30 protein-coding genes are annotated in these 25,824 nt (G+C 37.0%); 19 read left to right on the top strand and 11 right to left on the bottom strand.

What is annotated here, in order from left to right:
* The 6 genes from AC1DDX_RS09430 to AC1DDX_RS09405 all read left to right on the top strand — a co-directional run.
* On the top strand, positions 1-735 hold a 735-nt coding region (locus AC1DDX_RS09430; protein ID WP_477621983.1), incomplete at its 5' end, for an MFS transporter.
* A gap of 235 nt (positions 736-970) precedes the next feature.
* Positions 971-1,480 carry a hypothetical protein gene (locus AC1DDX_RS09425; protein WP_288878784.1) on the top strand — a complete coding sequence of 170 codons (510 nt, stop codon included), beginning with the start codon at positions 971-973 and terminating at the stop codon, positions 1,478-1,480.
* An 11-nt stretch (positions 1,481-1,491) separates the two neighbouring features.
* Positions 1,492-3,321: a hypothetical protein gene (locus AC1DDX_RS09420; RefSeq protein ID WP_337716519.1), complete on the top strand. Its 1,830-nt coding sequence runs from the start codon at positions 1,492-1,494 to the stop codon at positions 3,319-3,321.
* Positions 3,302-4,645 carry a hypothetical protein gene (locus AC1DDX_RS09415; RefSeq protein ID WP_337716521.1) on the top strand — a complete coding sequence of 448 codons (1,344 nt, stop codon included), beginning with the start codon at positions 3,302-3,304 and terminating at the stop codon, positions 4,643-4,645. The genes AC1DDX_RS09420 and AC1DDX_RS09415 overlap by 20 nt, the downstream gene beginning before the upstream one ends.
* A 58-nt stretch (positions 4,646-4,703) precedes the next feature.
* Positions 4,704-5,072, top strand: a complete 369-nt coding sequence (locus AC1DDX_RS09410) for a VOC family protein (RefSeq protein WP_172659676.1) — start codon at positions 4,704-4,706, stop codon at positions 5,070-5,072.
* A gap of 82 nt (positions 5,073-5,154) precedes the next feature.
* Positions 5,155-6,108 (top strand): bifunctional helix-turn-helix transcriptional regulator/GNAT family N-acetyltransferase, encoded by a 954-nt coding sequence (locus AC1DDX_RS09405; protein WP_172659677.1) that lies wholly within the window; start codon positions 5,155-5,157, stop codon positions 6,106-6,108.
* 27 nt (positions 6,109-6,135) lie between these two features.
* Here the strand turns inward: AC1DDX_RS09405 and AC1DDX_RS09400 are convergent, their stop codons facing one another.
* Entirely contained in the window at positions 6,136-6,924 is a 789-nt protein-coding gene (locus AC1DDX_RS09400; RefSeq protein WP_172659678.1) for an AraC family transcriptional regulator, read from the bottom strand.
* Positions 6,925-7,028: 104 nt separating this feature from the next.
* On the opposite strand from AC1DDX_RS09400, the gene AC1DDX_RS09395 reads away from it, so the two are divergent.
* Positions 7,029-8,093 (top strand): SDR family oxidoreductase, encoded by a 1,065-nt coding sequence (locus AC1DDX_RS09395; RefSeq protein ID WP_288878788.1) that lies wholly within the window; start codon positions 7,029-7,031, stop codon positions 8,091-8,093.
* Between the two features lie 3 nt (positions 8,094-8,096).
* Here AC1DDX_RS09395 and AC1DDX_RS09390 read toward each other — a convergent pair whose 3' ends face one another.
* Together AC1DDX_RS09390 and AC1DDX_RS09385 are read right to left on the bottom strand one after the other, a co-directional pair.
* A complete protein-coding gene (locus AC1DDX_RS09390; protein ID WP_288878789.1) occupies positions 8,097-8,732 on the bottom strand; it encodes a response regulator in 636 nt (211 codons plus the stop codon).
* Entirely contained in the window at positions 8,719-10,707 is a 1,989-nt protein-coding gene (locus AC1DDX_RS09385; protein ID WP_288878790.1) for a sensor histidine kinase, read from the bottom strand. The genes AC1DDX_RS09390 and AC1DDX_RS09385 overlap by 14 nt, the downstream gene beginning before the upstream one ends.
* A gap of 125 nt (positions 10,708-10,832) precedes the next feature.
* Between AC1DDX_RS09385 and AC1DDX_RS09380 the strand changes: the two genes are divergently transcribed.
* The 3 genes from AC1DDX_RS09380 to AC1DDX_RS09370 all read left to right on the top strand — a co-directional run bounded on the left by AC1DDX_RS09380 (position 10,833) and on the right by AC1DDX_RS09370 (position 12,776).
* Positions 10,833-11,216 (top strand): RNA recognition motif domain-containing protein, encoded by a 384-nt coding sequence (locus AC1DDX_RS09380; RefSeq protein WP_172659682.1) that lies wholly within the window; start codon positions 10,833-10,835, stop codon positions 11,214-11,216.
* 24 nt (positions 11,217-11,240) lie between these two features.
* Positions 11,241-11,981 (top strand): transient-receptor-potential channel family protein, encoded by a 741-nt coding sequence (locus AC1DDX_RS09375; RefSeq protein ID WP_172659683.1) that lies wholly within the window; start codon positions 11,241-11,243, stop codon positions 11,979-11,981.
* Positions 11,982-12,080: 99 nt separating this feature from the next.
* The gene (locus AC1DDX_RS09370; RefSeq protein WP_172659684.1) at positions 12,081-12,776 is read left to right on the top strand and encodes an outer membrane beta-barrel protein; all 696 of its coding nucleotides are present in this window, start codon (positions 12,081-12,083) and stop codon (positions 12,774-12,776) included.
* An 18-nt stretch (positions 12,777-12,794) separates the two neighbouring features.
* Here the strand turns inward: AC1DDX_RS09370 and AC1DDX_RS09365 are convergent, their stop codons facing one another.
* From AC1DDX_RS09365 to AC1DDX_RS09350, 4 genes are all read right to left on the bottom strand, one after another.
* On the bottom strand, positions 12,795-13,439 hold the full coding sequence (locus AC1DDX_RS09365) for a TetR/AcrR family transcriptional regulator (protein WP_172659685.1): 645 nt from the start codon (positions 13,437-13,439) through the stop codon (positions 12,795-12,797).
* A gap of 67 nt (positions 13,440-13,506) precedes the next feature.
* Complete coding sequence (locus tag AC1DDX_RS09360; protein WP_337716524.1) at positions 13,507-14,136, bottom strand: carbonic anhydrase; 630 nt, start codon at positions 14,134-14,136, stop codon at positions 13,507-13,509.
* A gap of 22 nt (positions 14,137-14,158) precedes the next feature.
* Complete coding sequence (locus AC1DDX_RS09355; RefSeq protein ID WP_477621982.1) at positions 14,159-15,466, bottom strand: SPFH domain-containing protein; 1,308 nt, start codon at positions 15,464-15,466, stop codon at positions 14,159-14,161.
* Positions 15,429-15,884, bottom strand: a complete 456-nt coding sequence (locus tag AC1DDX_RS09350; RefSeq protein ID WP_477621981.1) for a hypothetical protein — start codon at positions 15,882-15,884, stop codon at positions 15,429-15,431. Before AC1DDX_RS09350 ends, AC1DDX_RS09355 begins: the two co-directional genes overlap by 38 nt.
* A 145-nt stretch (positions 15,885-16,029) precedes the next feature.
* Here AC1DDX_RS09350 and AC1DDX_RS09345 point away from each other — a divergent pair, with 145 nt between their 5' ends.
* The 6 genes from AC1DDX_RS09345 (at position 16,030) to abc-f (ending at position 20,767) form a co-directional block, all read left to right on the top strand.
* On the top strand, positions 16,030-16,932 hold the full coding sequence (locus tag AC1DDX_RS09345) for a hypothetical protein (protein WP_172659688.1): 903 nt from the start codon (positions 16,030-16,032) through the stop codon (positions 16,930-16,932).
* A gap of 71 nt (positions 16,933-17,003) precedes the next feature.
* Entirely contained in the window at positions 17,004-17,261 is a 258-nt protein-coding gene (locus AC1DDX_RS09340) for a 4a-hydroxytetrahydrobiopterin dehydratase (protein WP_337716525.1), read from the top strand.
* A 7-nt stretch (positions 17,262-17,268) separates the two neighbouring features.
* Positions 17,269-18,000 (top strand): hypothetical protein, encoded by a 732-nt coding sequence (locus AC1DDX_RS09335; RefSeq protein ID WP_337716527.1) that lies wholly within the window; start codon positions 17,269-17,271, stop codon positions 17,998-18,000.
* Between the two features lie 19 nt (positions 18,001-18,019).
* Positions 18,020-18,652 (top strand): alpha/beta hydrolase, encoded by a 633-nt coding sequence (locus tag AC1DDX_RS09330; RefSeq protein WP_172659690.1) that lies wholly within the window; start codon positions 18,020-18,022, stop codon positions 18,650-18,652.
* Positions 18,653-18,709: 57 nt separating this feature from the next.
* Complete coding sequence (locus AC1DDX_RS09325; RefSeq protein ID WP_172659691.1) at positions 18,710-18,907, top strand: hypothetical protein; 198 nt, start codon at positions 18,710-18,712, stop codon at positions 18,905-18,907.
* 270 nt (positions 18,908-19,177) lie between these two features.
* Positions 19,178-20,767, top strand: coding sequence for a ribosomal protection-like ABC-F family protein (abc-f, locus tag AC1DDX_RS09320; protein WP_288878795.1), 1,590 nt, complete (start codon positions 19,178-19,180; stop codon positions 20,765-20,767).
* Here the strand turns inward: abc-f and AC1DDX_RS09315 are convergent.
* From AC1DDX_RS09315 to AC1DDX_RS09300, 4 genes are all read right to left on the bottom strand, one after another.
* A complete protein-coding gene (locus AC1DDX_RS09315; RefSeq protein WP_172659693.1) occupies positions 20,764-21,267 on the bottom strand; it encodes a DUF6265 family protein in 504 nt (167 codons plus the stop codon). The two genes, abc-f and AC1DDX_RS09315, sit on opposite strands and share 4 nt — an antisense overlap.
* A gap of 53 nt (positions 21,268-21,320) precedes the next feature.
* Positions 21,321-21,641: a hypothetical protein gene (locus AC1DDX_RS09310; RefSeq protein WP_216854314.1), complete on the bottom strand. Its 321-nt coding sequence runs from the start codon at positions 21,639-21,641 to the stop codon at positions 21,321-21,323.
* Between the two features lie 39 nt (positions 21,642-21,680).
* A complete protein-coding gene (locus AC1DDX_RS09305) occupies positions 21,681-22,262 on the bottom strand; it encodes a PhnA domain-containing protein (RefSeq protein WP_172659694.1) in 582 nt (193 codons plus the stop codon).
* A gap of 68 nt (positions 22,263-22,330) precedes the next feature.
* On the bottom strand, positions 22,331-23,959 hold the full coding sequence (locus AC1DDX_RS09300) for an ABC-F family ATP-binding cassette domain-containing protein (protein WP_172659695.1): 1,629 nt from the start codon (positions 23,957-23,959) through the stop codon (positions 22,331-22,333).
* Between the two features lie 148 nt (positions 23,960-24,107).
* Between AC1DDX_RS09300 and AC1DDX_RS09295 the strand changes: the two genes are divergently transcribed.
* From AC1DDX_RS09295 to AC1DDX_RS09285, 3 genes are all read left to right on the top strand, one after another.
* A complete protein-coding gene (locus tag AC1DDX_RS09295) occupies positions 24,108-24,677 on the top strand; it encodes a hypothetical protein (RefSeq protein ID WP_288878798.1) in 570 nt (189 codons plus the stop codon).
* 109 nt (positions 24,678-24,786) lie between these two features.
* Positions 24,787-25,365 carry a nitroreductase family protein gene (locus AC1DDX_RS09290; protein WP_172659697.1) on the top strand — a complete coding sequence of 193 codons (579 nt, stop codon included), beginning with the start codon at positions 24,787-24,789 and terminating at the stop codon, positions 25,363-25,365.
* A 3-nt stretch (positions 25,366-25,368) separates the two neighbouring features.
* Positions 25,369-25,821 carry a 3-oxoacyl-ACP synthase gene (locus AC1DDX_RS09285; protein WP_048906833.1) on the top strand — a complete coding sequence of 151 codons (453 nt, stop codon included), beginning with the start codon at positions 25,369-25,371 and terminating at the stop codon, positions 25,819-25,821.
* Positions 25,822-25,824 lie beyond the last annotated feature (3 nt).

The following is a 25,824-nucleotide window of genomic DNA, read 5'->3' as shown; positions in this document are numbered from 1 at the left end:
ACTTATATGGCAAGTGTTTTCAATTGGCAGGCATCTTTTGGGGTACAAGCGGTAGTAACTGCAATTGCTTTAGTAGGTATTTACAAAGTTTTGCCTCCTATGCATCCGCAGGAAAAGAAATCGTACGGAACACAATTAAAGGTGCTAACCAATAGTCGTTTTTTGATCAGCTCTGCAATGAACTTTTTTATGATTGCTGCATGGTTTTCTACTTACAGTTATTTTGCTGATTATTTGGGTAAGGTTAAAGAGATGGATACTCAAACTATTAGTTATATGATGTTCCTCTTTGGTATTACAGGGATAGTATCTAATTGGCTGGCGGGGAAAATGATGAGTAAAAATATTCCGGCTACTATTGCTTTGTTTCTAAGTGGAACGGTATTGATTCCTGTGATGTTGTTTTATTCGGGTGCCAATACCTGGTCTACTGTGTCGGTGATCGCGTTATGGGGTTTTCTATATGCTCCTTGTTTTCTGAGTGGGTTTGCCTACATGACTTCTGCTGCCCCTCATGCTCCTGAGTTTGCTAATAGCTTGGCTATCTCATTTGGAAATCTTGGCGTAACGGCGGGTACTGTTGTAAGTGGTTGGTTCATCGCCTCTGTCGGGGTTTCTCAAAGCCCTTGGGTGGGTATGGCCTTTGGAATTCTGGCTTTTTTAATGATTATATGGAGGACTTTGCTGGAGCGTAAAAGTGAGTTCATTAGTAAATCTAATCAATGTACGGCATAGATCATTAGTTCATTCTGTTTCTAAAAATGATATCTTTACAGTCTATCTTTGCAAAACATCCTAAATAATGCTCGTTACAACGTATAGATATCTTTTTTTAATAGTATTCGTACTTTTTTTTTCGTCTTGCTTCCAGGTTATTGAGGAAATTAATGTCAATAAAACAGGGTTGGGGACAGTAAATTTAACCCTCAATCTGAGTGCGAGTAAAGCCAAGGTGGCATCTCTTATGCTTATGGATAGTATCCAGGGATATAAAGTGCCTTCCAAACAAACTATTCAAAAAGAAATCGATGAAATTGTTAGTTACCTGAAAAAATCCGATGGCATTACAAATGTCCAAAAGAAGATTGATTTCGATAATTTCATAGTGAGTATCTCTTTTGCATTTAAGGATGTTGCCAATATCAATACTGTAAATCAAAATGTGTTAAAGAAGTTAAAGATAAAGGGGCTTAGTAATGCTTCTTATGCTTATGAATCGAAAACCCAGACTTTTCAGCGCAGTTATCAGTATACAAAGGCTGCCGTATTAGAATACAATAAGCTTAAACCTGAAGTGAAAAATGTATTTAAAGATGCCTCATATACTAGTATATACAGATTTGAACAATTAATAACCAGCAGTAACAATCCACTGGCAAAGATCTCTAAATCAAAAAAAGCTATAATGATCAATACAGGTATATTAGGTTTAATCAACGGTAAAACTGATATATCGAATAGAATTACACTATCTAAATAATCACTCTATCTATGAACTCTCTTTACAAATGCCTGGTTGCATTAGTTTTTGCAAGTATAACCTTGTCATCCTCTGCTCAAGACCTGGTAAATAAAATACCTTCTGATGCCCTTGCTGTGGCCACAATTAAAGGAAAGAATTTTACCGATCTGATGTCTTTAAAAGAATTTAATAACACTTTTATCGGAAAAGAAATTTTATCAAAGCTCTCAAAAGGAACGGATAAAGTGGTTAATAGTGTTGAAAACCTGGGGTTTGATTTATCTTCATCATTATATTACTATAATCTGAGCAACGACAGTGTATCCTATAACTGTTTCCTGGCACCTGTTAAAAATGCCGAACAATTGGAAGCTCTATATGTTCAGGCAAATCAAAAGTTTACAGTTAAAAACGGGATTAAATCCTATTATAATTCCGACTCTACAGAAGTGGCTCATTGGAACGACAAGTTCCTGCTGTTTGTTATAGGCTCGGGTAAAAGTAGTTATTTTGCAAGACCAGAGGTTGTTGAACGCTTCAAGTTATCTCAAGCTACTTCTGTTGGACAAGCTGCAGACTCATTGTCGATAGCGGTGCCGGTACAGGATGAGATTGCTGTTGATAGCACGATGGCTGTTGATTCATTAGAAGAAGTTATGGCAGATACCATTGGATATGATTATGGTAATACTTTTTTTAAGGATGAACAGAAAAAGAAAACTGTTGTTGCCGGTTGGGTACAACTTATGGTTGATGATTTCTTTACCGGCCCAAATACAACATCGATATTAAATAATAAAGATTTCGTAAAAAGTATAGATGAACAAGCTGAGGCAACAATTTGGATTGCTGGAGCTGATAAGCTTTTTAATACCTATATGCCATCAACCTATTTAAAAGGTATGAGCTTCTTAAATGGCTATGGAAGTGCTAATGCTAAGCTTTTTCTTGAAGATAAATCGATTAGAATTAGTACAAGCATGGCCTTTAGTGATGAAATTGCGGGGGTTTTTAAGAAAGTACTTAAAAGGAAACTGAACAAACGGTTCTTAAAATACATAAATGAAGATAAAGCGATTGGTTATCTGGCCTATGCTATGGATACTAAGGCCTATCTTGAGCAATATCCTAAACTGATGTCAAAAATTTATGGTTCAGTATACGCTGATGAAATAGGAATGGCAGCTGATCTGTTTTCTCTTTTGCTTGATGAAGAGGCGATAAGTAAAGTAGTAAAGGGAGATGGACTGTTCCTTTTTAATGGCTTGTCGCAAAAGGAAGTCAGTTATAAATCAATGGATTATAATGAAGAAAACTTTGAAAGCAAAGAAGTAACAAAGACGAAGAAAGAGACATTGCCTGACTTTTTATTTATGATGTCCAGTGAGGACACTCGTTTGATTGACAAACTTATTGCTTATGGTGTAAAAAAAGAGCTGGTTAAAAACAGCTCAGGATATTACGAACTGTCGGTTCCTAAAAGCCCACTGGCGCTTTATTTTATGATTAAAGAAGGAATCATTTTCTTTGGTACCAATAAAAAAGATATGGAGGATATTGCTGGAAACAGATATGTTGCCAATGTCTCGCGCAAGCACAGGAAAGCATTAATGAATACCAATTATGCAGGCTATTTCAGCGCTAAAAAGCTATTCGGAAAGATTCCTGTTGAAGAGTTTGCCAGCACAAAAAAACTTGAAAAACTTAATAATGTATTGAATTCAATGGGCGACATTTATTTGAAATCGAATCCGGTTAAGGGTAATGTATATTCTGGTGAAATTAACATAGATATTCCTTCCAATCAACAAAATGCTTTAAAGTACTTATTCTCACTTGTTGAAGACGCGCAAAAATAAATTACTTAGAGGTGGTGTAACACTGATACTAACGGGAGTTGTTTTAATACTGGCGTCTGCTTATGGGTATTTCAAATTCCGGGAATATAAATCCTACCAGGAGGTTATTCATGCTGAGGCCTCTTTTATTGTTAAGATAGATGTAGATAAGATCTATAAAACAATGGTTTTGGATTATCTTTATAACCCATCTTATTATAGGGGAAAAACTGATGATGAACTTAAAACTGGTTTAGCCATTCCAGGGAATGTTTTTATTTATACTGTTGGTTCCAAATCTTGCCAAACCTATTTCTGTTCTTTGCCTATAGCAGATGTCGCCGTACTGAAACAGTTTATTAAGCAAAGGCTCGGTGTAAATACGTTTAAAAACGCAGGTCATGGCATTACATTGGCAACTTCAAAAGATGGAAAACTTACTGTAGCTTTTAATTTAAAAACAGTTGCTGTTGCGTATACACTCAAAAATGAAAATGTAATAGATATCCTTACCGATCTGCTAGATAAGAAAAACCTATTATCTGATAAAGATCAGAAAATTGCGAGCTTAAAACATGCAAATACACATTTGGCTTATGCTTTTAAAGAGTATATAGGAACAGGAGAATTTAAGGATGGGGTAATTTATTTGAATGGCTATTTTAATTTTAATGATCTTGATGTTCAAGGGAAGGTATTTACTCATAGGGTATTTGATAAGCATGCCTCAATAAAAATGTGGCTTAATGCCCACCTTTTGAATGGTAAATCTTACTCAGAAATTCAACTTAAAGGCCACAGAATTTATCCCGATAGCTTATTGAAATATTATCAGGGCTATCTTGACGTTGAATTTGCAGGGATAGTTAATCAGATTGATACTGTGATAACTTATGAGTATAATGATGATTTTGAGAAGGAAGAGGTTCGAAGTACCCGTATTTTGAAGGTACCAAGGATAATAGGCACTTCCAGAGCTCAATCTAAATCTTTATTAAATTATCTGATTAGGGAAGGATTGCTTGATACTGTTGGTGTAATCAGTAAACAGGTGTTCCCCTTGTATACTTTGTATGGTAAAAGCGATACTGGATTTTTTACGCTTAGTACAGATAAGAATATTAAGGTGACTACGGTAAGTGAAAAATCTCCATACTTTTTCTACCTCGAAATGGATTTTAATCAGCTCAATGGATTGCGACAATTTCCATTACTGGAAAAATATACAAAACGATTGGATATCATTCGTATAAAAGCGACTAATGTAGGTAAAGAAAAGAAATATTTTGAGATGGATCTAAATTTCAAAATGAAAAACATTAACGCCTTAGCGCAATTGTTTTAGATTGTATAGGTTCTAAAATTATTTATTAAGTTTACTATCCAAATCAACAGCTAAATCAATGAAACATAAAGCAATATCCATCAGGCCATTTATCGGGGCCAAAGATTTTGAACTTTCAAGGAGTTTCTACAGAGACCTTGGTTTTGATGAAACAGTTCTTACACCTGATATGTCTGTTTTTAAAACAGAGCATATAGCGTTTTACCTTCAAAACGCCTATGTAAAGGATTGGGTAGATAATACTATGATTTTTTTAGAGGTTGAAGATGTTGACAAATATTGGCAGGAGCTTTTGGCTCTTGACCTTACTACTAAATATAAGGATGCAAAACTCGTTCCGATACGGGTTGATCACTGGGGCAAAGAATGTTTTCTGCATGATCCCTCTGGAATTCTCTGGCACTTTGGTGAATTTTTTAACAGTTAATCACACGCCCATTTAAAAAATATTTGTGACATAGTTTATATTACTTACATTTGCATAACTGATTATGTAATTGATTATATGCATGAAACTATTTGAGAAAACCGGAAAAATGGCTCTGGGCAGTCGGCTAAGATTACTGACTTCAAAAGTAACTGAAGACGCAGCGCAGATTTATGAATTATATAATATAGAGTTTTCTCCAAAGTGGTTCCCCGTGTTTTTTGTTCTTTCAGAAGAGGGAGAAAAAACCATAACCGAAATTGCTACTGAGATAGGACATTCCCAACCTTCAGTTAGTAAGATCATACAGGAAATGACTGTTGCCGGACTGATTCAGGAAAATCGGGAATCGTCTGATAAACGCAGAAATGTTGTCGCATTAACCACCAAAGGGATAGTGCTTGCAGCTAAGATAAAAGTGCAATGTGTAGATGTAGATGCTGCAGTTGAAAGCGTTATTCTAGAAGCAAGGTACAACTTGTGGGAAGCGATAGAAGAGTGGGAATTCTTGTTAGAGCAAAAGTCACTGCTGAGAAGAGTGCAGGAGCAAAAGAAACTTCGCGAAAGCAAAGATGTCCAGATTGTGGCTTATGAAGATAAGTATCAAGCTGCGTTTAGATCACTTAATATGGAATGGATCTCCACATATTTCCAAATGGAAGAGGCAGATTATAAGGCTTTAGATAATCCTAAAGAATACATTTTGGAAAAGGGCGGAAAGATATTTGTGGCTCTATACGAAAATGAACCTGTGGGTGTTTGTGCACTGATCAAAATGAACGATCCGGATTATGATTTTGAACTGGCAAAAATGGCTGTTTCACCTAAGATCCAGGGAAAAAGTATTGGCTGGTTGCTTGGTCAAACAGTTATTGACGCTGCAAAGGAATTGGGTGCCTCTAAGGTTTATCTGGAAAGTAACACTGTATTGAAACCTGCTATCAATCTGTATCATAAGCTAGGTTTTAAGAAAGTAGTAGGTCGAGTAACACCTTATGAGCGATGCAATATTCAAATGGAAGTGCAACTGAAATAATATATCAGGATTAACTAAATATGGAACTTACAAAACATTTATAATTTTACTAACATGGCTTTCATCTGTTAATCCGAATTCGGCTGCAATTTGCTTTAAGCTGTACTTTCCACTTGCCATTCTTTGCTTGATCAGTGTTTTTCGGTAATTCTGAACATACTCCCGTAAGGTGGTACCGGTATTCCTTTTGAAATATGGTCCCATATAGTCTGCTGTTATATTAAAGTGTCCAGCCATAATGGGAGCCCTAAGCTGATCGGGCGAATAGATGTATTTATGTATATAACAAAAAATAGCTTGCATATCTTTACTACGATTTTCAAAGGGTTTTAATTCTGGCATATTCCTTTTTAAAATATGTGATAATGCGAGAATCTGCATCCAGATTAACTCTTCGTTATGAAGTGGTTCGCTTTTTAATGTGATCAGCATATCAAATAGACGAGCTACTGTATGTCGGTCATTGTCCGACAATTTAAAGCCTGCCAGATGTGTTTCTCTGCTTTTTATTAGGTATTCCAGGTTCTGTACGTAATTATTAGTATTACTTACATCCTGGTGGAGATATAAATCTGTAAACTTTAAATAGACGAAATGACTGAGTATGTCGATTTCAAAATAATGGGATTCTTCTGGACCAAGTAAAAAGATATCGCCATCCTTGTAGGGGATAGTTACCTGATTAATCACATGCGTTCCTGATCCCTTTTTAATATAGATTATTTCGTAATGATTATGATTATGCTCTGGATGTCGCCAACTGGAAACTTCAAAATCAGAAATCAGTAAAGGTTCAAATTGCCTGTAACGTTTCATGTCGGAAATATACAATATTATGCCAGAATTATACCATTTTCTCCAGCCTAATAAACCGAATTTTGACTAGCAGTTGATTAAACTTAAATAAAATATAACTTAACATGAAAGCGGATAAAAAAACAGCACTAGTAGTTGGAGCCAATGGAATAATTGGAACCAATCTAATAAATTACCTGGAGGAATTAGGAACCTGGGACATTATTGGTTTGTCCAGAAGGGGGGGGACAAGCACCAAGAAAATCCGATATATAGCTGTTGATTTGCTAGATCCTGCATCGTGTATTGCACAACTTAGTTCATTATCTGATGTTACTCACATATTTTATGCAGCCTATCAGGATAGGGCGAGTTGGGCAGAACTGGTTGAACCCAACCTGGCTATGTTGGTAAACGTATTGACGGCAATTGAACCGGTGGCAGCCAATTTGGAACATGTAAGTCTGATGCAAGGGTACAAAGTTTATGGTGCCCATCTAGGCCCCTTTAAAACTCCCGCAAAAGAAAGTGATGCAGGCCATATGCCTCCCGAATTTAATGTAGATCAACAGAACTTCCTCGAAAAACAACAGGTGAACAAACGTTGGACTTGGTCTGCCATTAGGCCATCAGTAGTTGGTGGAACCTCAACAGGTAATCCTATGAATCTTGCAATGGTAATTGCGGTGTTTGCTACTATTTCTAAGAAACTTGGGATTCCCTTACGTTTTCCCGGAAAATTGGGCGCCTATGATAAATTGATGGAAATGACAGATGCAGGACTACTGGCTAAAGCGACTGTATGGGCAGCTACAAACCCACAATGTGCAAATCAGGCATTCAATATCAATAACGGCGACTTGTTTAGGTGGAATGAGCTTTGGCCTAAAATTGCTGTTTATTTTAATATGGAAGTTGCGGCACCCTTGCAAATGCCCCTCCAAACAGTTATGGCGGACAAAGAAGAACTCTGGAAATCTTTACAGGAAGAACACGGACTAAATTATAACTATAAAGACTTATCCTCATGGGCATTTGGCGACTTTGTGTTCTCCTGGGACTATGACTTTTTTGCAGATGGCACAAAGGCAAGAAGAATGGGCTTTCATGAGTTTATTGATACAGAAAAAATGTTTTATGATTTGTTCGATGAAATGCGCAGGAAAAAGATAATACCAAAAACAATATAATAGCTAAATCAGATTTTGTAGTGTAGCATGTCTTATTAAATCGGCAACATTTTTTGCTTTGAGCTTTTGTAGTAAGTTCTTTCTGTGGTTTTCTACCGTAAACTTGCTTAAAAATAACATTTCAGCAATGTCATTAGTGGTTTTGCCATCAGCAATTAGTTTTAAAATTTCCTTTTCGCGTACCGTAAGTTTGGCAAAATCTTGAGATTCTTTTAACTGTGGCCGGGAGATAATTTCTTTAACGATGTTACTAAAAGTAATCTGACCATTTAAGGCTTCATTGATACAGATAACAATTTCTTCAATAGACGACTCTTTAAGTAAATATCCACTGGCGCCATTGGCCAACATTTGCAAAATTACGCTGCGCTCCTGGTAATTGCTAAATGCCAATACAACCGTATCCGGAGATATGGTTTTTATTGTTTTGCACAAATCCATTCCATTTATATCAGGAAGCATGATATCCAGCAAAACAATTTTTACTGTTGCTATTTTTAAAAAGGAAATAAATTCCTCCCCTCGGGTAAAGCCACCAATAATTTCATATTCCGGTTTTTTACTTAAAAGCCTAATCAACCCCTCTATGACTATCGGATGATCATCAACAATGACAATGGTATTTTTATGCTGTGACATAAAGTTCTATATTGATGGAGGTGCCTCTTTTATTTCTTTCTGATAGGATCTCAATTTTGCCTTTAAGGTATTCAACCCGGCTTTTGATGTTGTTAAGACCTATGCCCTCAACCTTATCCAAATGTGTTGCATCAAAGCCCTTTCCGTCATCTTCAACCGTTATAAAAAACACATCCTCATTTTGCGAACATTGCAGCAAAAGGTTTTGCGCCTGGGCATGTTTGGTTGCGTTAGTAATGGCTTCTTGTATAATACGATAAATGTTTATTTGCTCTTGTGCAAGCAGATTGTTGTTGATGCCAAGATATTGAAAGTCCACTTTTAGCGCGGCAGAAGCTGCTGATTCACATAAGTCTTTTAGCAGTGCCTTAAGGCCCAGTTTTAATAGCATTTCAGGCATCATGTTGTGGGATATACGTCTAAGTTCACCTATGGAAGTATCCAATTGCGTAACGATATTTTGCAGCTCTAGGGTGTTATTGTTGCCTTGTTCGTGTATATAATCTGTCAGATTTAGTTTTGCTATTGCGAGCATACAGCCCAGCCCATCATGTAGATCGCGGGCAAGTCTGTTTTGTTCATCTTCTTTGGCATTCAACATTACCTGCACTAGTTTTATTTGCTGTTGCCTGTCAATATCTTTAAGTTCTTGTTGGTGATTCAGATCTTTTTGTAAAGCTAATTTTTTACTGTTGCGGTAAAACAACCAGCCAAAAAAAGCAACAATAAGTAAAAATATACTGGCTAGGCCCAGTAGCCAATTCACCAGCCGACTATTTTTTGTGGCAAGTTTTGCCTTTTCATTCTCGGCGTTAAGCGCCACAATTTTCTTTTGGTTTTCTGCCGTTCTATATTTTACTTCGAGGAGGTTTGCAGTTTCTTTTAGTTTGCTGTTACTCAAACTGTCGCTCAACCCGCTATAAAGTTTTAACCATTTGTAAGCACTTTGCTTATTTTTCATGCCCTCATAGCTAGTCGCCAGTCCATAGTAAATCTGCAACTTGTTTGTTTCCCATGCCATAAATTGTTTGTCCTTAACCAAAGCCAGTCCTACATTCTTTGCCTCAGGGAAATCTTCTTTACTATGAAGAGCATAAAATTTTTGTAGTAGTATACGTTTTTCGGCATAAGTGCCTTTGAATCTTTTTGCCAGAAGCATTCCTTTTTCTACTACAGTGAGTGCGCTGTCGAATTGCAAAGCAGTATTAAGGCGTAAAGCTTCACCGGCATAATATTCTAACCACATCTCGGACTGTGGATACGGCTTAAGCAAGATCATCATGCTGTCTAAATTCGATTTGGCCTCTTTTAACTTACCTAATGAAATATAATTTTCCCCAATAGATTGATAAATCATAGCCAGATATTGTGGTGCATTGGCTTTTTTAAGTATTGAAACTGCTTTTGTTAAATAGATTTTTTCCTTCGCGTGCTGACCCAGATTTTTGAATCCCGCAGAAAGGAGAAAATAGTTTTTTCCTAAGAAACCCAAATCACCTGATTGTATAGCCAACGGAATTGCCTTATGCAGTATAATTTCTATAGATTCTTTGATTTCGTTTCTAAGATGATGGCGAAATGCATAGCTGTGCCAGCACATTGATCTAACCAGAAGAGCTTCCTTTGTTTTGAATTTTTTTAGTGAAGCATCTGATTGCAAAAGCATTTTTTTAGCAAGTTCTGGATTTTTAGCCATCATTTGCAAAGCTTTATAATATAAAGATACTGCTTGCATAAAGCTGTTTCCTTCGCTGTGTGCTAATCCTTGTTGTAAATACTGCTCAGCTTTTGCTGTATCTGTTCTTAAGTAAAATTCTGAGAGTAGAAAACTACTTTTTGCCTTTGTGGCATTCGGTAGCTCTTTTTTTAACTGCTGGGTAAGGCTATCGGCATAATGCGTTCCGTTTAATGGCATCTGCGAAAGCGCATTGAAAAAGGAAAATATCAAAAACAAGGTGTAACCGTATTTTTTCATTGTAGCGTAGATAATTAAGCTAATGTAGCTAGAATGCCTGCCTGTTATTAAGATAATATCAAAAATAGCTGAAAACAGCTATAAGTAAAATATTAAAGCTTAAATTTGCAGCTTTAAATAGATTCATGATTAAATTATTTGTGGTGGGTTATCCACTTGATATACAGGAAGCTGAACTGATTGAGATATTCAGCATCCATGGAATGTTGCACAGCGTGCATTTATTGACCGACAAAGTGACCCACAAACATAAAGGCTATGGTTTTATAGAAATGGTGGATCAGGCTGGAGCCGATAGGGCAATTGCAGCTATAAACGGTATGGTTTTGAAAGGTAGAAAGATAAGTGTTAAACTGGCGGATGAGAATAGGGCAGAGAAACCAAGAACAACTTTTAAACCTAACCGATTCCATACTGAAGAAGGGCAAAGTAATGCAGGTAGTGGAGAGCAGTTTAAAAATAAGCGTCCTAGAAAATTAGTGTCGAATACATTCAGGGCCGAGAAGTAAACGATATTTCTTAAATTAGTAGGTATGGACTACCTGCAGAAAATAATCGGTGATATTGAATGCCATGATGTGGATGGGATCAGATCATGTTTTCAGCATGGGGTCCATCCCAACGATATCTTCAAAGGGCACCCCTTAATTTATGAACTCATCAGCGAATACGCCAGAACAGACCGCTTTAAAGCATGTGTCAAGGTATTTATCGATCATGGGCTGGAGTTTAATGATCCGTCGCTTTTAGCCGTCCTCTCAGATGATGCCCAGATTTTAGCGAAACATTTGACTACAGACCCAGGTGCACTTAACCGGCCTGTTAATTTACGGTGTGCTTATACGCCTTTACATGATGTCAGCCTACTTCATGTCTGTGCGGAATTTAATCATCTGTCATGTGCAGAAGTTCTGGTGAGGAATGGAGCAGACGTGAATGCGAAAGCAGGAACTGATGAACATGGGTTTGGAGGACAAAGCCCTATTTTTCATACTGTAAATCAGAACTCTAACCATTCCGCTTCGTTATTGGACTATCTGCTATCGGAATCAGCAGATCTTAACTACACAGTAAAAGGGTTGATCTGGGGTAAAGGTTATCCTTGGGAAACACTTGTTCCTGCAGTAAACCCAATCAGCTATGCTATGATGGGGCTTTTGCCGCAAATGCATAGGGATGAGAGAACCATCGCAGTTGTTGTATCCAAGTTACTGAAGGCTGCTCATGGGATTGATTATGTGCCGGTAAACGTGCCATGTGCTTATCTGAAATAATAAAAAATTAAATTTTCCCGTTATTGGGATAATTAATACATTTGGGTTACCAGACTTTTCGAATAATAACCATTCTAAAACAAAAAAGTAACCAAACTTATGAGAAAGAATAAATTATACGCTCCGCTATTTCTATTTTTCCTGATTACCGCCTTTAACATTGCCAATGCACAAACGAAAATAGGGATAAGAACCGGTGTAAATTTCTCAAACGCAAATATGAAAGATGAACAGGGAAATAAGGGTGAAACTGAATCAATTCCAGGTTTCCACTTAGGACTTACAGTTGACGTTCCTATAGCCGGTGATTTTTACATTCAACCCGCTGCCTTATATTCCTCCAAAGGATTTAGACAAAAAGGAGAGGGCTTTGGCTATAGTGATGATTTTAAAGTTACGGTTTCTTATATAGAAGTACCGGTTAATTTACTTTATAACCCCAAGTTAGGAACGGGGAATTTAATACTTGGCGCAGGAGGTTATTTGGGATATGGAACAGGAGGGAAGTGGAAGTCCGCATCTGGTGTTTTAATTGGGGATATCCAAATTGGAGATAATGGAGAGGTGATCTTCAAAAACGATGCAGAGAAGGGTGAATTTGGATCTTATTTGTATGGAAAGCCCTTGGATTACGGGGTTAGTTTTTTAGCTGGTTATGAGCTTTTTAACAAATATTCTATCCAATTCAATAGTGAAATAGGACTGGCAAATTTGCAAACAACTTATAGCGGGATAAAACGGAAAGGGAAAATGAAAAATACCAGCTTTAGTATTTCACTCGGTTATAAGTTCTGATAAAAGGTTTTCTATTATCTATGACTGAGTCTTATTACTGTAAGCGTATTCTAAAACCAGGCTTATTGCTTCTTTGATTCTTTTCATTCCTTCTGGATTATTGATGTCAATTTCACAAAAAAGGCTGTCGGTAGTTTTGGCATGAAGTACCATATAATAAATACCTGCAACCAATAAACCGGCAATTGCCCTAAGATCGACATCATTTCCTTTCAACTCCTTATCTGTCAATGCAAAGAATGTGGAACTAAGTTGTTCTCGTTCTTCGCATACCTGATACATAATCTGGCTTCTCTGGCTAATTTGCCAAAGTACAATCTTCTGCATTTCTTCATTCTCATAGAAATAATCCAATTGATTAAGCAACAGATTTTTCAATATTTGCTTCGTGTCTTTCCCTTGGTTATTTTCGATCATGATACCTGCATCACCTGTTGCAGCCACCCAGTAGTCTTTGCTTTTTACATAAATTTCTATCAGATTATCAACTGAACCAAAATAAAGTTTAATTAGTTTACGGTCCAATCCTGCAGCTTTTGAAATGTTTGTAACGGTCAATCCGGTATATCCTTTGTCTTGGATTACAATTCCAACAGCCTGGATCAATTTCTGTTTTGATCTATCCTTATCGTTTAATGCCCCTTGGTATCTTTTCTTTTCCATAACAAACTGATTGTAGTAGCTAAATTATGGAGAAAGTCTGAGTTTCTATTCCTACTATTTCAACATGTTAGCAATGTTTATTGTAAAAAGTCAAATTACCTACAGAGATGTCGTACATAGCAGGTATGATCTTTATTTCTCTGCTATCTACGCGTTGCCGTATAATACTGCTTTGCTCAAGTATCTGCTGCACGGAACGGTAAACATTAAGTAAAGAAACCTTATTAACAAAAGATTCATTATGGCCTGTTCTGTTGCTTATTTCCGTAAATTCTTGTGAGATACACACTTTTACTTCCCTTAGCAAGCCCGAAAGATTTTCCCTCATCACATCGTCACAAGCACTCCTTACTGCCCCACAATTGGTGTGACCCATTACTACAATCAGTTTTGAACCTGCCGTGGCTATTGTATACTCCAACGATCCTAACACATGTGGAGATATAACATTGCCTGCAATGCGAATGTTAAAAATATCACCAATACTCTGGTCAAGAATCAGTTCAGTTGGAACCCTTGAATCCATGCAGCTCAATATTGATGCAAATGGCCTCGGATTGTCTTTTGTTTCCTGTACTTTTTGTAGCAAGCCGCGATGTTTGCTGCGTCCACTAAGAAATCTTTCATGACCATCTCTTAATATTTGTAAGGCAATATCAGGAGTCATTTCAGTGTGGTAATTTATATTGAGATCCATAATTTTAAGTGATTAGGGTTTATTATTCGCTGGCTTTCCCTTTTTCTTGCTGTATCATTTGCATCAATTGCAGACCCATTAAACCACTTAGGCTACCATCACTGCCGTTGCCACCACTTACAATTAGATCTGGGATGATCTTAATTTTTCCTTTTCCAATTTCTTCGGTTATTTTAAACTTGGTAAAGTTGTCGCCTCCCATGGCTTTTACTTGTAAGTCGTAAGCATCAGCTGTAGATTTACCTATGGCCATAATTTTTTCTGCTTCGGCCAATCCTGTTTTGGCTATTTTCTCTGCATCGGCAGTCGCATTAAGTTTGGTAGCTTCGGCTTGTGCACCAGCACGGGCTTTAGTTGCTTCAGCTTCTGCGTTTGCACGCATTTTAGTTGCCGTGGCTTCAGCATCAACCTGTAGTTTTAAACTATTGGCGTCACCTTCTGCCTTTTTTACCGTTGCATCAGCAGTGCGCTGAGCAATTTCAACACTTTGCTGTGCTTTTACAATTTCCTTTTGCATATCTGCAATTGCAGTTTCTTTCTCCATGCCCTGGCGCTGTTCCTGTGCCATTTTCTGTGTCTGATAAGTTTTTTGTTCCTCTTCTGCAATCTTACGGTCGGTAAGGGTTTTCATCAATGCCTCTGGTGGAAGAATATCACCTATTAAAGTATCTACAGCATTTACATTGTAATCATCCAGGACTGCTTTAATGTGTTCCTTTGCCGATTGTTGTCTTTCTTTACGGGTAATCAGAAAACTTATCACATCGCTGTCTTGTGCAGAATTTCGAAAATAATTGCCAATAGTAGGCTCTAATACCTGACTTACTAAATTACTCATGCTACCGAAACGGGCTATTACTTTGGGTGCCTCGGTTGCGGGAATATGAATGATCTGAGATACATCTAAATTGAAAGGGAAGCCGTCTCGGGAGCGGACGGTGATAGTACTCAGGTTCTTATCTAACTCATGAGATTCGTTCCTGGCGTTGGCCCAATTCAATACCAGATTAGTTGTAGGCACCAGTTCAACCTTCATAATGTATTTGTTGAATGGGTATTTGCCAGGGCCATAGGCTTCCATCCATACCCCACGCTGGCCTTTGCTTACAATATTGCCATGTTTGAAACTCTCCCCGGTTAAATCTTTACCGTCTTCACCGATGTAGCTGATCACAACGCCAACGAAACCAATAGGTACGTCGGTCATTGGTATTTCTTCAATCTGAATTGCCCATGGATTAATATTGTAACTACCTGCTAAAATGATTGATGGCTGCAAACCACGGTTACCATCATTTTTTATAAGAGGTTTGTCGACCTTTTTGCCCATTGTTGTTTAGGAATTTTTCTGCATCCTGAAAATTATCCGATTCTACTCTTCGGGCAAGGATTGCACCTGTCGGTATTTCAGCACCATCGTTGGACAGGATCAATCCTATTTTACCTTCGGGTATAATGGTAAACCCGTGCATGTTCACATTGTATTGCCAGGGCCACATGCCCCAGTAAAGTCCGGGAGCCAGTGCTTTTGCCTGAAAACCAGCTTCTCCTTTAGTTGCAATAATACGTCCGTCTGGTAATTCTTTGTTGCTGCCAAAAAGCACAAATTTCTTGGTAACCAGTCCTACCTTGTTTTCGGGTACGATGACCATACCCAGGAAAACCCTTAGTATGAATTTGTAAAATAGGAGGGTGAACAGGATAGCGAAGACCCACCAGTAGATGAAAAAGATTTGAGAATAGTCCATGATCAATTAGTTTTAGGTGTGAGATATAATTTGATATTTATGATATAATTCATTGACTTCGTTTAGAACAAACTTCTCTATACATGAAAATATAAAAGTCTTATATATGTATTATTTGGTATTATTTTTATCTTATATTCATATTATGAATAAGGAAGACCTGCTACATCTCGAGAAGYTAATGAATTTTTTAGCTAGTAATTTTCTAAAGAAAAAGACATGGAAAGATGTCTCTAAGTCTGAGTGGGCGTACATTGTAGAAGAATTGAATGGGTTGTTACAGAACCGTAACAGAAAACAGAAAGTAAAAAAAGAAACTGATCTATTTGGAGCAAATTATTTGTATGAACATCTTATTATCAATAAACTAAAAGCATATGAAAATCGAAAAGACCTCACTGGGTCCAGCAAACCGAACCTTAGTAAACTAAGTCGGATAGTGCAGGTGTTAGGCTATGATAACTACATCGATTTTATTAATTCGCACAACGAGGCATTTAGTTTTAACGATTTAAAAATTGATATCCCTAAGGTTACGGTTAACTACAAGTTATTGGACGAATTGGTAGGATTATGGTATTCTTTTAACCGTAACTTACCTGATAACCCGGAAGAAATTAATGAAGAAAGAATCTGGCGTTCGTCAGTTGAAATTTATAAATCTGAATCTTCGGGCGAATATCTGATAGAGAGAAGTGGGGGAGATAATCATAAGTACTATGGAAAAGTAACTTCTTATGCAGATTACATTTTCATTATCATGAACAGTAATACTTTTATCAGACAGCGGCACTTTATCTCACGCTTAAAAGATATAAATGAGAAATTAAAGCAGCCTAACTATAGGATAGAGGAAATGCATTTTATTAGTACCTGCATTAGTTTCAATCAGGAGCCAATTGCCTTATTTGAAATTTTTCAAAAAGCATCTAATACAAAAAACTACGTTGCRGATTCTATAAGTTTCCCAATAGAAAGTGAAGAGCTTCCGGCAGGAGTTGTTGCTTATTTAAAGGACACTGAGGGGAATCGAATTAATTATAAGTAGATTTAAACATAAGTCGATGTTGCTTGTTCTAATATTGGCAGCAATGGCGCCGCAACTTTATAATAGAATTTATGGAAAATGTAGTTCAAAAGGAGTGGGATATTGTTGAAAATAAACTGCACAAAATACTAATATTCAAAGATTTTCGGGAAGCTTTCGCCTTTATGGTTAAGGTGGCATTTGTAGCAGAGAAAAATAATCATCATCCTAAGTGGTGTAATGAATGGAATAAATTGGAATTTTGGCTAAGTACTCACGATGCAGGTAATATTATTACTGAAAAAGATAGAGCCCTTGCCAAGCAGATTGATGAATTGTTAAAAGTATAATTTAAGAATGATTATAGGCTTACCGTTGTTTGTTGTTGTGCTTTTTGTGTTGACGACCCTATTTACGCTGTTTTTGTTTTATCGCGTAATTAAAAGATCCTTACAGTTTAATGTTAGCAGTAAAGCCAATCTCCTTCTAATTGTTTTAAGTTTGTGGATTATTGTTCAGGCGATATTGGGTTTAAATTTTGTTTTCAGTTCCGATACTACTGTTTTTCCGCCTAAGATTGCCATTATGGGGGTATTCCCAGCTATTCTCTCAATTATGCTCGTATTTTTAACCCGGGGAGGTAGAAAGTTTATTGATGGACTCCCTATATTAAATCTCACTTATCTGCATGTAGGGAGAATTCCGGTGGAAATTATTTTGTACCTATTGTTTATCAATGGGACTGTTCCAGAACTGATGACATTTGAAGGGAGGAACTTTGATATTTTGGCAGGAATCTCTGCGCCTTTAGTAGCTTATTTTGGAATCTCAAAAAAGAAAATGGCCAAGGGATCTCTATTGGCCTGGAATGTTATTTGTCTTTGTTTATTGATCAATATTGTGGCGAATGCATTTCTCTCAGTACCCTCACCCATTCAGAAGTTTGGGTTTGACCAGCCTAATATTGCAGTTTTGTATTTCCCTTTTAGCTTACTTCCTGCTTTTATTGTGCCTGTGATGTTTTTTAGCCACCTGGTAAGTATCAGACAATTGCTAATGAACAAAGTAAGAGTTTTTGACGCTAATTAATAATTATAATGCACCTTTTATGAATTCCAAAAAAACTGTGCTTTTGTTGCTCTTAGTAGCCAATTCTTTATTTTGTGCTGCACAAGATTATATATTCTTTCTTCACAACAAGTTTGCAGAAGACCATTCGCTGACTGAAGTCCATCCTGAATATGGAAAAACGGAATATTTGGAAGTTTTAAACAAGTTTAAACAGGCTGGATTTCAGGTGATCAGTGAGAAAAGGTCCGCTAATACAGATGTAGGAGCCTATACAAAAAAGGTGGTTCGGCAAGTAGACAGTTTATTGAAATTAGGTGTTAAACCAAGCCATATTACAGTTATAGGCACTTCAAAAGGAGGATATATTGCGCAATACGTTTCCAGCTCCTTAAGGAACCCTAATCTTAATTTTGTGTTTATTGGTTGTTACAGAGATAAGGATTTAACATCTTTTCCCGGAATTAATTTCTGTGGAAATATTTTAACTATCTATGAGCGATCTGACGAATACGGAGTGTCGGCAATAAAAAGGAAAGAAACATCTAATTTAAAGGTTTTGCACTTTAAAGAAATAGAGCTAAACACGGGATTGAAGCATGGTTTTTTATTTAAGCCTTTGCCGCAATGGATAGAACCATGTATTAAATGGGCGAACCGTAATTATAAGTAGCTAAAATTTTAGCAAATAATCTGATTATTTAGTATATTAGTATATCAAAAGTTTTTTATGAAAAAGCAGGGTATAGACGCTCTGAATGAGCATGTTGAAATGATAAAAGACGAAGTGATTCTGACTACAGAAAGGGATATCGAAACGTTCTTTAATGCTTTGATGTATCCCCCTGATCCACTAAAAGATTTTTCAAAACTGGCAGATTATTATGAGCAGATTCTTCATCAGGTTCATAAAAATTTAGTTATTTGATAGTTCAGACGATACTCGTTTCTTAAAAAAATATTTACCTTTGTCGTATAAACGACTAATTACCCCATTGAGAACATCTATGTACGATGATGGCAAATGTCATTTTATCTATATTGGTGTAATTCATTAAGAAATGTAAGATCCTATAAACAGAGCAGTAGCTTTTCCTTTTTTGCTCAAATGCTAAACAGTACCACTGTACTTGTCTAGCCGCCTCGTGCTTATGCACAATTTAAATCTTATTTTTTTACTTTTTATCAATGATGCTTTATGGGTATTGTAGTTAAACAAATTTCATATGTGCATTCCAATAAGGAATGCCTGTTCCGCGATATAAATTTTTCTGTTTCTAAAGGGCAAAAGATAGCCTTAATAGGTGCTAATGGTTCTGGAAAATCTACTTTGCTTGAGATCCTTGCAGGTCGGGTTGAGCCTGCCTCAGGGGATGTTGCATCAATAAATAAACCTTTTTATGTCCCCCAGCATTTCGGTCAGTACGACGATTTAACTGTTGCCCAGGCCCTGGGTATTGACGGTAAAATGGAAGCATTACATGCAATACTTAATGGCGATGCTTCTTTAACCAATTTCGCCCAATTAGATGACGACTGGAATGTTGAAGAGAGGGCTCTGGCAGCGCTTAGTTTGTGGAATATACAACACATTGAATTAGCTCAGCCGATGAAAACAATTAGTGGAGGAGAGAAAACCAAGGTATTTTTATCAGGCATTACAATTCATTTACCATCGGTTATACTTTTTGATGAACCATCAAATCATCTTGATGTAGAGAGCCGGGAACAATTATATAATCTGATACAGACAAGTAAAGCAACGACTATAGTTGTAAGCCATGATAGAACTTTACTTAATCTTCTTGATGTTACTTTTGAATTGAATCAAAGTGGGGTAGAGGTTTATGGAGGTAATTATGACTTCTTTAAAATGCAAAAGGAGGAGAGGTTGATGGCTTTAGAGGCTCAGGCAGATCATAAAGAAAAAGCTTTACGACAAGCTAAGCAAATTGCCAGAGAAGCAGCCGAACGCAAACAAAAAGAGAATTCAAGGGGGAATCAAAAACAAATAAAGAAAGGCGTTCCCAGAATTTTTATTAATACGATTAAAAACAGATCTGAACAAAGTACATCCAAATTACAGGAAGTACATTCTGATAAGGTTAACGGTATTTTGCAAAACCTTCAGCAGCTTAAGCGGCAATTGCCTGAGGTAAAGGAATTTAAAGTAACTTTTGAAAATTCAAATCTGCACGCAGGCAAAATATTGATAAAGGCGGAGGATGTGAATTTTGGTTACAGTTCCGGATATTTATGGGAGAACCCATTGAATTTCCAGATTAGAAGTGGCGAAAGGATTGCCATTTCTGGTAAAAATGGCTCTGGGAAAACTACACTTTTGAAATTGATATTGGGTAAAGTAAAACCATCAGAGGGTGCTTTAATAATAGCTGATTTCAAGCATCTTTACATTGATCAGGAGTATTCAGTATTAGATAATGAACTAACTGTGTTTGAACAGGTACAGGAATTTAATTCACAGCACTTGCCAGAACACCGACTTAAAACATTGCTACACCAATTTCTCTTCAAAATTGATATGTGGAATAAGACATGCAAACAACTTAGTGGAGGGGAGAAGATGAAATTGATATTTTGCTGCCTAGTGGTAAGCAATAGTTCTCCTGAGCTCATTATTTTAGATGAGCCTACCAATAATCTGGATGTTCAGAGCCTGGAGGTTATAACCTCAGCAATAAAACATTACAAAGGAACTTTGCTGGTGATCTCCCATGACGAGTATTTCATCAATGAAATAGGAGTAAATGAAAGGATCGCGCTTTAGGGTTTAGTACGGTTAAATACAAACAGGTCTTTAAATGCCCATTTACCGTCTTGCAGGTTGCCTCTGGCAATTACAAATTGATTGGAGGAGCGTTTTTCGTATAGAATACGTAAGCTTTCGCCCTCTTTTTGAAAGATAGCACGGTCTTTACTTGCTTCTACAAAGTTGTAACGATCGTGTTTGTCTTTCTCCTCTAAACCCAGAAGACCTGGTTTAAAATGTTTTACCATAGAGACCAGTCCTTGTTCGGTTTGCTCATAGGCTAATATTTCATAAAGATCAGCTTTACCGGCTTTCATCATGCGCATGAAGCCTAGTATGTTTTCGTCTTCTGGTTGTAACCAAACTCCTTCAATAGATTGGCCTTCAGGAGTAGTAGCTTTCCAATGGCCTTGAATAAAGGCTACATCTGCAACAGAGCCGCCATTTGGTTGAGTTTGGCCGAAGGTTTTAGGCAAAAAGCCAATAAATAGCAACAGAAAAGCGTAAGTGTGTCTCATAGTAATTAATTAATAATGAAATAATTTAAGGAATTTAAATATACATATTCATTTTAATTACCAGTAGAATTTGGTAATAATGACAAATACAATGAAACCAGATCTTCCCATTCTTTTTCCAGAGTAACGTTGGGTCTTGATTGCCCTGCCCGGTTATACCAGTAATCAGCATTCCACACATCTCCCTCTTTTCTGTGTAGATAGGCATGTACGTGAGCAGACTGTTTATCGCTTAGGTGATCTATCAGATCGTGTGCTGTTTTCCAGTCACCTTTTCCCTCATGCCAAAGCGCCTGCAAATGTGCAGGCAAACCTGAAGGTATCTCTCCGCTACTTAAAAAATCTTTAAAATACTTAATCTCAATTGATTTCATAATTAGATCAATTTTACTGTCTTTATTTTATAGCTGCAATTAGCTTTGCTTCCGTACATATTTGGTTAGAATAACAATCAGCTGACCTTCAACACGGCCTTCTATTTGCTCCTTATTATCATCAACTAATTTAATGTTTTTCACCACTGTTCCAAGTTTTGCGCTTAGACTGGATCCTTTAACATCAAGTGTTTTTATAATCACTACTGTATCTCCGTTTTCCAGCACATTATTATTAGAATCCTTATGGAATTCCACTTCAGAATCATTTTCGTGATCACCGGTTGCTTTGGCCCAAGCCAAAGTTTCATCATCAAGATACATCATATCCAGATTATCAATTGCCCAGCTTTCCTGCCTTAATCTGTTTAACATGCGCCAGCTCACTACCTGTACTCCTGGAACCTCACTCCACATACTTCCACTAAGGCACTGCCAGTGTTTGCTGTCTAATACCTCTTTTTTTTCAATCTGTGCTAAACACTTTCCGCATGTTACAACACATTCTTCTGCTGTATTTTGAGTTTGAGGGGGAACCTCATAGATGCTAAGATTGGCCTCAGATCCACATAATTCACACTTATTCTCACTTCTTTCAAGTAGCTGTTCTTCCAGTTTCATATTCATACAAGAAAGGCCATTTTGTATTACAAAATGGCCTTTCTTGTTCGAAATGAAATAGGTTTTCTTTATTTTGTTTTATATAATGAAGCACGCAAAGCTGCTACATCTTCACTTGAAATATATTCATCGTAGGTCATCATCTTATCAATTGTTCCGTTAGGAGTTAATTCAATGATTCGGGTCGCTACAGATTCAGTTAATGCGTGATCTCGTGAGGTAAACAATGCTGTTCCTTTAAAATCTTTTAAACCATTGTTTAATGCAGTAATAGATTCAAGGTCAAGGTGATTGGTCGGCTCATCAAATAACAATAGATTCGCGTGTCTTAACATCATTTGCGAGAACATACAACGCATTTTTTCACCACCTGATAATACCTTTACATTTTTAAGTACCTCTTCTCCGGAGAAAAGCATTCTGCCAAGGAAACTTCTTACAAACTGTTCATCCTGATCTGTCCCTGAATATTCACGAAGCCAGTCAACCAAATTCTCATCCTTACCTGCAAAATATGGAGTGTTGTCATTTGGAATGTCGGCAACGTTAATGGTTACTCCAAATTTAAACTCACCTGTATAGTTTTTCTCACGTCCGGTTAATACATTGTAGAATGCAGTGGTAGCAAGACTGTTTTGAGAAAGAACAGCGATCTTATCACCTTTATTTACCATGAAGTTGATGTTTCTAAACATCACATCGCCATTTAAAGTGCAAGAAAGATTTTCTACCTGTAAAATCTGATCTCCGGCTTCTCTGCCAAGATTATTAAACAGAATGGCAGGATATTTTCTGCTTGAAGCTTTAATCTCAGAGATATCTATTTTATCTAAAGCTTTTTTACGTGAAGTTGCTTGTTTTGACTTAGATGCATTGGCACTAAAGCGCTGAATAAATTCCTGAAGTTCTTTAACTTTCTCCTCCAGTTTTTTATTCTGATCACTACGTTGTTTTAAAGCAAGTTGACTAGATTCGTACCAGAAAGTGTAGTTACCCGAGTAAATACTCATTTTGCTGAAATCGATATCAACTATGTGCGTACAAACTGCGTCTAAAAAGTGCCTGTCGTGAGATACAACCAATACAATATTTTGATAATCAGCAAGGAAGTTTTCGAGCCATGCAATCGTGTCGATATCCAAATCGTTGGTAGGCTCATCCAGTAATAAGATGTCCGGATTTCCAAATAAAGCCTGAGCCAATAAGACACGCACTTTTTGGTTACCATCAAGTTCTTTTAACTGTTTGTAATGGTGTTCTTCTTTAATACCTAAGTTACTAAGCATGGTGGCGGCATTGCTTTCCATGTTCCATCCATCCATTTCGGCAAATCTATTTTCCAGTTCGCCTGCACGCTCACCATCTTTATCAGAGAAGTCCTCTTTTAAATAGATCGCATCTTTTTCCTTCATGATTTCGTACAATTCCTTGTGGCCCATCATTACAGTTTCAATTACACTAAATTCATCAAACTCATAGTGGTTTTGTTTTAAAACGGCCATTCGTTCTCCAGGAGTAAAAGCTACACTACCGGTAGTTTGGTTTACTTCGCCAGAAAGAATTTTAAGAAATGTTGATTTACCAGCCCCGTTGGCGCCAATTACACCATAGCAGTTGCCATGATTAAATTTTAGGTTAACATCTTCGAATAAAGTGCGTTTTCCGTAACGGAGTGATAAATTTGAAACTGAAATCATATTGCTGAAAAATAAGCTGCAAAGGTAGGCATTATTTATAAAATCATTAAGACTTTTAGCGATCTGCCGGATGTCTGGTGGTTTTATATAAGTTTAAGGTTCAAAATTTCTAAATTAGAAAATCAGATACTGATTTAAAATAATTAATGTGAATAAGGAAGAGTTAATAGCAAGGCTTAGTACGTCAATGGAGTTTCAGATGGTGACTAATTTAACTGGTATTATTGAAAGTAATGATCTAAAAATAACCGACTTACTGGATATTAGTTTTCATAGGAAAAAAGAAGTTGCTTTTAGGGCCGCCTGGATGTTAGAATATTTGATGACACACAAGCCTGATCTGTTTGTGGGTTATATCCCAGAGCTTATATCATTATTGGCGAAACAGAAGAACCCTTCGGCGATGAGGCATTACGCTAAGATTATTGCTTTACTGACAGACAGAAAGGCTCATCATGTATATAAAGATAAGGCTGTAACAACAGATTTTGAACCTGTTATTGATATTTTGTTTACCTGGCTTGTAGATACAGAGGTGCTTGTAGCTACCAAAGTGCACTGTATGCAAACCCTGGCAAATCTGGCACCTCGTTACGATTGGATTAAAGACGAGCTGCTAGAGACAATAGATTATCTGGTTGATATCGAAAGTGTTGCGTTTTTTGGCAGAGCCAAGCAAATTAGAAAGCAATTAAAGAAGATTCGGCAGAAAGTTTAATACTAAAACTATTACACGGCGCAAACATTTCCATTGGGCTTAAATTCTATTTTTGCCATTTATGTGCTATAGTTAAAAAATTAGCATAACATTTGGAAGAGATATTGGAATGGAACAAGAAATAGAAATTTTAAGCAGGATTATTAAACGTAGGCGGAGCATTTTTCCGGTGAGTTATACTAATCAGGAGGTGCCGGTTAAGGTTATACAGCAAATTTTGGAAAGTGCTAACTATGCACCTACACATAAATTAACACAACCCTGGCGTTTCATTGTTTTCAGAAATGAGGGGAAAACTAAGTTTGGTAAAGAGCTAGCCCGCTTGTATAAAAAAACTACACCAGTTCATCAGTTTTTGCAAAAGAAATATGATAGCATTCTTGAAAAGGCAGAACAAGCCAGCTGCATAATTACATTAAATGTCGAATTGCATTCAGACAAGGTACCCGAATGGGAGGAGCTTGCAGCTCTAGCCTGTGCAGTTCAGAACATGGCGCTTACTGCCGAGGCCTTAAATGTTGGCGCATACTGGAGTTCACCGGGAATGATTGCAGATCTGAAGGATTATCTTAACTTAGGGGAACAGGAGAAATGTTTTGGGCTTTTTTATATGGGATACCATAACGAGGAACCCAGAGATGCAATTCGTACTCCTATTGAAGAAAAGATTAAATGGATAGAATCGTAATTTATGCAGGATATTAAAGAAACACTATATCGACTTTGTTTAAATTTTATAGAGCAAAGAATTCAGACTGCTGAAGTTGCATTGCAACAGGCGCGCGAAGCTAGTAATGATGATACTAAAAGCAGCGCCGGAGATAAGTATGAAACCAGCAGAGAAATGATGCAGCAGGATATTGATCGAAACAAGCGTCTTTTAATCGATGCTCAGGATAATCTAAGATTGTTAAAAAGTATTGAGATAAATCCTGAGTCTGAAATTGTAAGACATGGCAGTTTGGTGTATACCAACAACGGGAGTTTTTACATTAGTGTTAGCGCGGGTCAGCTAACGCTTGATGGTAAGGCTATTTTTGCTATTTCCCCTTCATCTCCCATAGGCAAATTGCTTTTGGATAAGAAGAAAGGGGATGCGTTTAGTTTTAATGATAAGAAATTTGTTGTTGAGGCAGTTGCCTAAACT

The sequence above is a fragment of the Pedobacter sp. 10L46_2 genome (genome assembly GCF_056395165.1).
This window is presented reverse-complemented; position numbering and strand designations above follow the sequence as displayed.

Bases quoted from the DNA above. Each gene is read 5' to 3' on its own strand.
- AC1DDX_RS09425 (WP_288878784.1), top strand. From the start codon at position 971: ATGGATAGTATCCAGGGATATAAAGTGCCTTCCAAACAAACTATTCAA.
- AC1DDX_RS09420 (WP_337716519.1), top strand. From the start codon at position 1,492: ATGAACTCTCTTTACAAATGCCTGGTTGCATTAGTTTTTGCAAGTATA.
- AC1DDX_RS09410 (WP_172659676.1), top strand. From the start codon at position 4,704: ATGAAACATAAAGCAATATCCATCAGGCCATTTATCGGGGCCAAAGAT.
- AC1DDX_RS09405 (WP_172659677.1), top strand. From the start codon at position 5,155: ATGAAACTATTTGAGAAAACCGGAAAAATGGCTCTGGGCAGTCGGCTA.
- AC1DDX_RS09400 (WP_172659678.1), bottom strand. From the start codon at position 6,924: ATGAAACGTTACAGGCAATTTGAACCTTTACTGATTTCTGATTTTGAA.
- AC1DDX_RS09395 (WP_288878788.1), top strand. From the start codon at position 7,029: ATGAAAGCGGATAAAAAAACAGCACTAGTAGTTGGAGCCAATGGAATA.
- AC1DDX_RS09390 (WP_288878789.1), bottom strand. From the start codon at position 8,732: ATGTCACAGCATAAAAATACCATTGTCATTGTTGATGATCATCCGATA.
- AC1DDX_RS09385 (WP_288878790.1), bottom strand. From the start codon at position 10,707: ATGAAAAAATACGGTTACACCTTGTTTTTGATATTTTCCTTTTTCAAT.
- AC1DDX_RS09380 (WP_172659682.1), top strand. From the start codon at position 10,833: ATGATTAAATTATTTGTGGTGGGTTATCCACTTGATATACAGGAAGCT.
- AC1DDX_RS09375 (WP_172659683.1), top strand. From the start codon at position 11,241: ATGGACTACCTGCAGAAAATAATCGGTGATATTGAATGCCATGATGTG.
- AC1DDX_RS09370 (WP_172659684.1), top strand. From the start codon at position 12,081: ATGAGAAAGAATAAATTATACGCTCCGCTATTTCTATTTTTCCTGATT.
- AC1DDX_RS09365 (WP_172659685.1), bottom strand. From the start codon at position 13,439: ATGGAAAAGAAAAGATACCAAGGGGCATTAAACGATAAGGATAGATCA.
- AC1DDX_RS09360 (WP_337716524.1), bottom strand. From the start codon at position 14,136: ATGGATCTCAATATAAATTACCACACTGAAATGACTCCTGATATTGCC.
- AC1DDX_RS09355 (WP_477621982.1), bottom strand. From the start codon at position 15,466: ATGGGCAAAAAGGTCGACAAACCTCTTATAAAAAATGATGGTAACCGT.
- AC1DDX_RS09350 (WP_477621981.1), bottom strand. From the start codon at position 15,884: ATGGACTATTCTCAAATCTTTTTCATCTACTGGTGGGTCTTCGCTATC.
- AC1DDX_RS09340 (WP_337716525.1), top strand. From the start codon at position 17,004: ATGGAAAATGTAGTTCAAAAGGAGTGGGATATTGTTGAAAATAAACTG.
- AC1DDX_RS09335 (WP_337716527.1), top strand. From the start codon at position 17,269: ATGATTATAGGCTTACCGTTGTTTGTTGTTGTGCTTTTTGTGTTGACG.
- AC1DDX_RS09330 (WP_172659690.1), top strand. From the start codon at position 18,020: ATGAATTCCAAAAAAACTGTGCTTTTGTTGCTCTTAGTAGCCAATTCT.
- AC1DDX_RS09325 (WP_172659691.1), top strand. From the start codon at position 18,710: ATGAAAAAGCAGGGTATAGACGCTCTGAATGAGCATGTTGAAATGATA.
- abc-f (WP_288878795.1), top strand. From the start codon at position 19,178: ATGGGTATTGTAGTTAAACAAATTTCATATGTGCATTCCAATAAGGAA.
- AC1DDX_RS09315 (WP_172659693.1), bottom strand. From the start codon at position 21,267: ATGAGACACACTTACGCTTTTCTGTTGCTATTTATTGGCTTTTTGCCT.
- AC1DDX_RS09310 (WP_216854314.1), bottom strand. From the start codon at position 21,641: ATGAAATCAATTGAGATTAAGTATTTTAAAGATTTTTTAAGTAGCGGA.
- AC1DDX_RS09305 (WP_172659694.1), bottom strand. From the start codon at position 22,262: ATGAAACTGGAAGAACAGCTACTTGAAAGAAGTGAGAATAAGTGTGAA.
- AC1DDX_RS09300 (WP_172659695.1), bottom strand. From the start codon at position 23,959: ATGATTTCAGTTTCAAATTTATCACTCCGTTACGGAAAACGCACTTTA.
- AC1DDX_RS09290 (WP_172659697.1), top strand. From the start codon at position 24,787: ATGGAACAAGAAATAGAAATTTTAAGCAGGATTATTAAACGTAGGCGG.
- AC1DDX_RS09285 (WP_048906833.1), top strand. From the start codon at position 25,369: ATGCAGGATATTAAAGAAACACTATATCGACTTTGTTTAAATTTTATA.